The sequence below is a fragment of the Arenimonas sp. genome, from assembly GCF_019459675.1.
Taxonomy (GTDB): domain Bacteria; phylum Pseudomonadota; class Gammaproteobacteria; order Xanthomonadales; family Xanthomonadaceae; genus Arenimonas.
In genome coordinates this window covers 1-5,883 of record NZ_JAIBFH010000432.1, presented here as the reverse complement: position 1 = coordinate 5,883, position 5,883 = coordinate 1, and the positions used below count along the sequence as shown (strand labels likewise).

General features: G+C 71.3%; 5 protein-coding genes and 2 pseudogenes. 5 read left to right on the top strand and 2 right to left on the bottom strand.

The features are described from left to right. The 3 genes and pseudogenes from K0M70_RS14265 to K0M70_RS14255 all read left to right on the top strand — a co-directional run. A pseudogene (locus tag K0M70_RS14265) lies at positions 1-433 on the top strand (pyridoxal-dependent decarboxylase); the annotation flags it as partial. Beyond that, on the top strand, positions 430-1,491 hold the full coding sequence (locus tag K0M70_RS14260; RefSeq protein ID WP_290783059.1) for a PLP-dependent cysteine synthase family protein: 1,062 nt from the start codon (positions 430-432) through the stop codon (positions 1,489-1,491). The pseudogene K0M70_RS14265 and the gene K0M70_RS14260, both read left to right, overlap by 4 nt. Beyond that, positions 1,488-2,975 (top strand): UbiD family decarboxylase, encoded by a 1,488-nt coding sequence (locus K0M70_RS14255; RefSeq protein WP_290783057.1) that lies wholly within the window; start codon positions 1,488-1,490, stop codon positions 2,973-2,975. Before K0M70_RS14260 ends, K0M70_RS14255 begins: the two co-directional genes overlap by 4 nt. Here K0M70_RS14255 and K0M70_RS14250 read toward each other — a convergent pair. Next, a complete protein-coding gene (locus K0M70_RS14250) occupies positions 2,918-3,439 on the bottom strand; it encodes a DnrO protein (RefSeq protein ID WP_290783055.1) in 522 nt (173 codons plus the stop codon). The genes K0M70_RS14255 and K0M70_RS14250 overlap by 58 nt on opposite strands. Before the next feature lie 143 nt (positions 3,440-3,582). Here K0M70_RS14250 and K0M70_RS14245 point away from each other — a divergent pair, with 143 nt between their 5' ends. Both K0M70_RS14245 and K0M70_RS14240 read left to right on the top strand, forming a co-directional pair. Next, positions 3,583-4,581 (top strand): peptidase U32 family protein, encoded by a 999-nt coding sequence (locus K0M70_RS14245; RefSeq protein ID WP_290783053.1) that lies wholly within the window; start codon positions 3,583-3,585, stop codon positions 4,579-4,581. Between the two features lie 4 nt (positions 4,582-4,585). Next, the gene (locus K0M70_RS14240; protein WP_290783051.1) at positions 4,586-5,464 is read left to right on the top strand and encodes a U32 family peptidase; all 879 of its coding nucleotides are present in this window, start codon (positions 4,586-4,588) and stop codon (positions 5,462-5,464) included. Positions 5,465-5,468: 4 nt separating this feature from the next. Here K0M70_RS14240 and K0M70_RS14235 read toward each other — a convergent pair. After that, positions 5,469-5,883: pseudogene (locus K0M70_RS14235) on the bottom strand (beta-ketoacyl-ACP synthase I); the annotation flags it as partial.

Sequence of the window (5,883 nt, the reverse complement as noted above, 5' to 3'; positions counted from 1 at the left end):
CTTCGCCGCGCGGCTCGACGGCCGCCTGCAGTGCCGCATCCCCTTCGAGCCCGACAGCAACCTGATCTGCCTGGCGCTGAACCCGGCCGGCAACCGCGACGTGGCGACGATGAACCGCTTCGTGCGCGCACTGCACGGCAGCCTGAGCTACGACGCCGCCCAGCCGCTGCAGTCGCGCGAGTTCTTCGGTTCCATGACCACGCTGCGCCCCGAGATCCTGGGCCGCGGGGAAACCCTGCGCGTGCTGGCATCGCTGGACCTCGACCCCGCCACGCTCGACGCCGGCGGCGAGGACGACGACCGCGTGGTGATCCTGCGGCACACGCTGATGAATCCCTTCCTGCTCGACACCGGCAACGGCATCAGCTACCTGGAAATGTACTTCGACTACCTCGAGCGCCGCGCGACGGCGCTGATGGCGGAGGCTGCGTGAACGATGCACGCTGCCGCCGCTGGCTGCACGCCGCGCTCGCCAGCCTGTCGCAGGAAGCCGCGCGCTCGGCCGACACGCACCTGCTGCGGATGGACCTTGAAGCATTCCCGGGCATCGCCTTCTACTTCAAGGACGAGGCCTCGCATCCCACCGGCAGCCTCAAGCACCGGCTGGCGCGCTCGCTGTTCCTCTACGCGCTGTGCAACGGAAGGCTGGGCGAGGGCCAGGGTGCGATCGACGCCTCGTCGGGCAGCACGGCGATTTCCGAAGCGTGGTTCGCGCGGCTGCTGGGCGTGGAGTTCACCGCGGTGATGCCCGACTGCACCGCGCCGGCCAAGGTGCGCCTGATCCGATCGCTGGGCGCGACGTGCGTGCTGGTGCCGCCGGGCATGGACGCCAGCGCCGTGGCGCGCGAACGTGCCGCCCGCGAAGGGCTGTGCTACCTCGACCAGTTCGGCCTCGCCGAGCGCGCCACCGACTGGCGCGGCAACAACAACATCGCCGAATCCATCCTCGAGCAGATGGCCGGCGGCCCCGACCCCGAGCCCGCGTGGATCGTCTGCGGCGTGGGCACCGGCGGCACTTCGGCCACCATTGGCCGCTACCTTCGCTACCGCCGGCTGCAGACGCGCGTGTGCGTGGCCGAGCCCACCGGCGGCGCCTTCGCCGTGGGCTGGCGCACGCGCGATCCGGCTGCCGTGGCCAGCGCACCGACGCTGATCGAAGGCATCGGCCGGCCGCGCGTGGAGCCGAGCTTCGTGTTCGACGTGGTGGACCGGGTGGAGGAAGTGGACGACGCCGATTCGGTCGCCGCGGCGTGGCAGCTGGAAACACTGCTCGGCCGCCGCTACGGCGGCAGCTCGGGCACCAACCTGGTGGCCTGCCTGCGCCTGGCGCGGGCGATGCGCGACGCGGGCGAGTCCGGCAGCCTCGTCAGCCTGCTGTGCGACCGCGGCGACCGCTACGACGAAACCCTGTTCGACCGCGCCTGGCTGGCGCGCAACGGCATCGACGTCGATGCCGCGCTGGTTTCACTCGGAGCGATCGCCGCCGCATGAGCCACCACGACCTGCGCAGCTTCCTGGGCGCACTGGCTCGCCGCGGCCAGCTGCAGCAGGTGGACGCGCCGGTGGATCCGGACCTGGAAAGCACCGCACTGTGCCGGCTGGCGCTGCGACGCGGTGGTCCCGCGCTGCTGATGACCCACCCGGTCGGTTCGCGGCACGCCCTGCTGGGCAACCTCTTCGGCCATCGCGACCGCATCGAGCTGGCGCTGGGCGGCCGGCCGCTGGCCTCGCTGCGCGAGCTTGGCGAATTGCTGGCCTCGGTGAAGGAGCCGCGCTGGCCTTCGAACCTGCGGCAGGCGTTGTCGAGCTGGCCTGAGCTCGCGCAGCTGGCGCACGTCGCACCCAGGACAGTGCACGAGGCGGCCTTCAACGAAGTGGTGGTCGAGGGCGACGACATCGACCTGGGCACGCTGCCGATCCAGCGCTGCTGGCCCGGCGACGTCGCCCGGCTGGTCACCTTCGGCCTCGTGGTGACCCGCGGCACCCGCCAGCCTCGCCAGAACGTCGCCATCTACCGGCAGCAGCTGCTGTCGCGCAACCGCGTGATCATGCGCTGGCTGCCGCACCGCGGCGGCGCCCTGGACTTCGCCGACTTCCAGGCGGCGCACCCGGGCAAACCCTTCCCGCTGCTGGTGGCGATCGGCGCCGACCCCGCGACGATGCTGGCCGCGGTGGCGCCGGTGCCCGACACCCTGTCGGAATACGAATTCGCCGGCCTGCTGCGCGGCGCGCGCACGCGCGTCTGGCACAGCGCTCTGACCGGGCTGGACGCGCCTGCGGGCAGCGAAATCGTGATGGAGGGCTTCATCGAACCCGGCGACACTGCCACCGAAGGCCCGTTCGGCGACCATACCGGCTACTACAACGCCCAGGGCGAGTTCCCGGTGTTCACCGTGAAGCGGCTGCGCATGCGGCGCGACGCCGTCTACCACGGCAGCTACATGGGCCGGGCGCCGGAGGACGAACCGTCGGTGCTGTCGTCGGCGCTCAACGAGGTGTTCGTGCCGATCCTGCGCAAGGTGTTCCCCGAGGTGGTGGATTTCTACCTGCCGCCCGAGGCGTGCTCGTACCGCATCGCGGTGGTGAGCATACGCAAGCAGTACCCCGGCCACGCCCGGCGCATGATGATGGGCGTGTGGTCGTACCTGCGGCAGTTCACCTACACCAAGTTCGTCATCGTCACCGACGAGGACATCGACGTGCGCGACTGGTCGCAGGTGCTGTGGGCGCTGTCCACGCGCGTGGACCCGGCGCGGGACACGATGCTGGTCGAGAACACGCCGATCGACTACCTCGATTTTTCCAGCCCGGTGCCCAACCTCGGCTCGAAGCTGGGCATCGACGCCACCCGCAAGTGGCCGGCGGAAACCACCCGCGCCTGGAGCCAGCCGATCGTCCCCGATCCGGCGGCGGAACGTCAGGCCGAGTCGCTGTGGTCGGCGCTCCAGGCCGCGTCCTCGAACAGCACGGGGTAGCGCGCCAGCACTGCCTCGAGGTCGGCCATGGCCGCTGCATCGAACTCACCGTCCGCCAGCAGTGCACTGGCCTGCAGCACGCGGGCCAGCAGCGGGTGCAGCGCCGCGTCGGGCTCGGGCTCGAGCCGGCACTGGGCGATCATGTCCTGCACGGCAGCGTCGAGTTCGGCGGCAATCGCCTTCACCTGGTCGGCCGCGAGGTGGCCATGGGCGCCGTGCGACAGGGCCTGGGTGGCGGCGCGCACGCGCTTCATGCCGCGGGCCAGCGGTTCGTCGGCCTGCCAGCGCACGGCGGGGGCCTCGGCTTCGGCCGGCGTCTCGCCGGGGGCGTGGGCGGCATGGGCATCGTGCGACGCATGCGACGCCGGTTCCGCCGGCGGCTCGGTGCCGTGCGAGGTCGTCAACACCAGCGCCGGCGCGGCCAGCAGCAGGGCAGCGCAGAGGTGGGACAGCATCGGGTTCATGGCGCACTCCTTCGGGTGGCGCGGCCAAGGTCGCCGCTGGCCACCATGATGGGCCGGCAGATGCGGCCCGTAACTGACCCAAGTCAATGACGATGCCATGCCCCCGGGGAGAGCATGCCGCGTCCCCCGCCCCGGAGCATGCGATGCAACTGGTTTGTCCCGCCGGCAACCTGCCGGCCCTGCGCGCGGCCGTGGACGCCGGCGCCGATGCCGTTTACGCGGGTTTCCGCGACCAGACCAACGCCCGCGCCTTCCCGGGCCTGAACTTCGACGAGGCCGAGCTGCGCGCCGGCATCGCCTACGCCCACCAGCGCGGCTGCAAGGTCTACATCGCCCTGAACACCTACCCCGAAACTTCCCGACTGCGCCTGTGGCAGGCGGCCGTGGACCAGGCCGCGGCGCTGGGCTGCGACGCCATCATCGCCGCCGAAATGGCCGTGCTGGACCACGCGATGCGCGAGCACCCCGGCATGGCGCGGCACCTGTCGGTACAGGGTTCGGCCACGTCGGCGCCGGCGCTGCGCTACATGCACGAGCGCTTCGGCATCAGCCGGGCGGTGCTGCCGCGCGTGCTGTCGCTGCAGCAGGTGGAGCGGCTGTGCACGTTTTCACCGGTGCCGCTGGAAGTGTTCGCGTTCGGCAGCCTGTGCATCATGGTGGAGGGCCGCTGCCAGCTGTCGAGCTACGTCACCGGCGCCTCGCCCAACCGCCACGGCGTGTGTTCGCCCGCGCGCTTCGTGCGCTGGGAGGAACACGAGGACGGCCAGCGCGGCGTGCGCCTGAACGGGATGCTGATGGACCGCTATGCCCCCGGCGAGCCGGCCGCCTACCCCACCGTGTGCAAGGGACGGTTCGATGTCGGCGGCGAAATCTTCCACGCGCTCGAAGAGCCCACCAGCCTCAACACCCTGGCGCTGCTGCCGCAGCTGGCCAAGGCCGGCGTGGCCGCGCTGAAGATCGAGGGCCGCCAGCGCGGCGTCGCCTACGTGACCGCCGTGACGCGCACCTGGCGCGAGGCGATCGACCGGCACCGGGCCGATCCCGCCGCCTGGACGCCCGATGCCCGCTGGCAGCAGGCACTGTCCGCCCACGCCGAAGGCCACCAGACCACCCTCGGCCCCTATCACCGCGCCTGGCACTGACCCCATGAAAATCAGCCTCGGACCCCTGCAGTATTTCTGGCCGCGCGAACGCACGCTGGCCTTCTACCGCGAAGCCGCGCACTGGCCCGTGGACGTGGTTTACCTGGGCGAAACGGTGTGCAGCAAACGACGCGAGCTGGGCACCCGCGATTGGATCGCCCTGGCCGAGGAGCTGGCCGGCGAAGGCCTGCAGGTGGTGCTCTCGAGCCTGGCGCTGGTCGAGGCCGAGTCCGAGCTCAACGCGGTGATCCGCATGCTCGACCACGGCGGCTTCCTGGTCGAGGCCAACGACCTCACCGCCGTGCAGCTGTGCAAGGAGCGCGGCCTGCCCTTCGTCGCCGGGCCCACGCTGAACATCTACAACCAGCGCGCGCTGGCGATGCTGATCGAGGACGGCCTGCGGCGCTGGGTGCCGGGCGTCGAACAGGGCCGCCAGCTGCTCGAGGACCTGCTGGTGGCGTGCAGCGCCGATGACATCACGCGGCCGGAGCTGGAGGTGATCGCCTGGGGCCGGCTGCCGCTGTCCTACTCGGCGCGCTGCTTCACCGCGCGCGCGCTGGACGTCGCCAAGGACGCCTGCGGCTTCCGCTGCATCGAACATCCCGACGGCCTGCCCCTGGCCACCCGCGAAGGCGCGCCCTTCCTGCGCATAAACGGCGTGCAGATCCAGGGCGAAGAGGTCACCGACCTGGGGCCGGAAATCGCCGAACTGCGCGACCTGGGCGTGGACATGCTGCGGCTGTATCCGCAGGCGCAGGGCATGCGCGACGTGGTGGAGCACTTCGACCTGGCACGCCGCTCGCCGCTGCCGCCGCCGCGCCTGGGCGCGGTCAACGGCTACTGGCGCGGGAATCCGGGCAAGCCCGGGCTGCCGGCGGGCTGAGGGTTCAGCCGGCGTCGCGCTGGAACACCAGCGTGGCGTTGGTGCCGCCGAAGCCGAAGCTGTTGGACATCACGGTGTCGAGCGTGGCGACGCGGCTTTCGCGCACGATCGGGAAGCCTTCGGCTTGCGGGTCGAGCGCTTCGATGTTGGCCGAGCCGGCAATGAAGCCGTCGCGCATCATCAGCAGGCAGTAGATCGCCTCGTGCACGCTGGCCGCGCCCAGCGAATGCCCCGACAGGGCCTTGGTGGACGACAGCGGCGGCATCGCGTCGCCGAACGCCTCGCGCACCGCGCGCAGCTCCACCAGGTCACCCAGCGGCGTGGAGGTGCCGTGCGTGTTCAGGTAATCGACTGTCGTGGCCACGCCTTCCATCGCCATGCGCATGCAGCGCACCGCACCCTCGCCCGACGGCGCCACC

What these genes read in the sequence shown, in the direction of transcription:
- K0M70_RS14255 (WP_290783057.1), top strand. Translation starts at nt 1,488, where the DNA reads ATGAGCCACCACGACCTGCGCAGCTTCCTGGGCGCACTGGCTCGCCGC.
- K0M70_RS14250 (WP_290783055.1), bottom strand. Translation starts at nt 3,439, where the DNA reads ATGAACCCGATGCTGTCCCACCTCTGCGCTGCCCTGCTGCTGGCCGCG.
- K0M70_RS14245 (WP_290783053.1), top strand. Translation starts at nt 3,583, where the DNA reads ATGCAACTGGTTTGTCCCGCCGGCAACCTGCCGGCCCTGCGCGCGGCC.
- K0M70_RS14240 (WP_290783051.1), top strand. Translation starts at nt 4,586, where the DNA reads ATGAAAATCAGCCTCGGACCCCTGCAGTATTTCTGGCCGCGCGAACGC.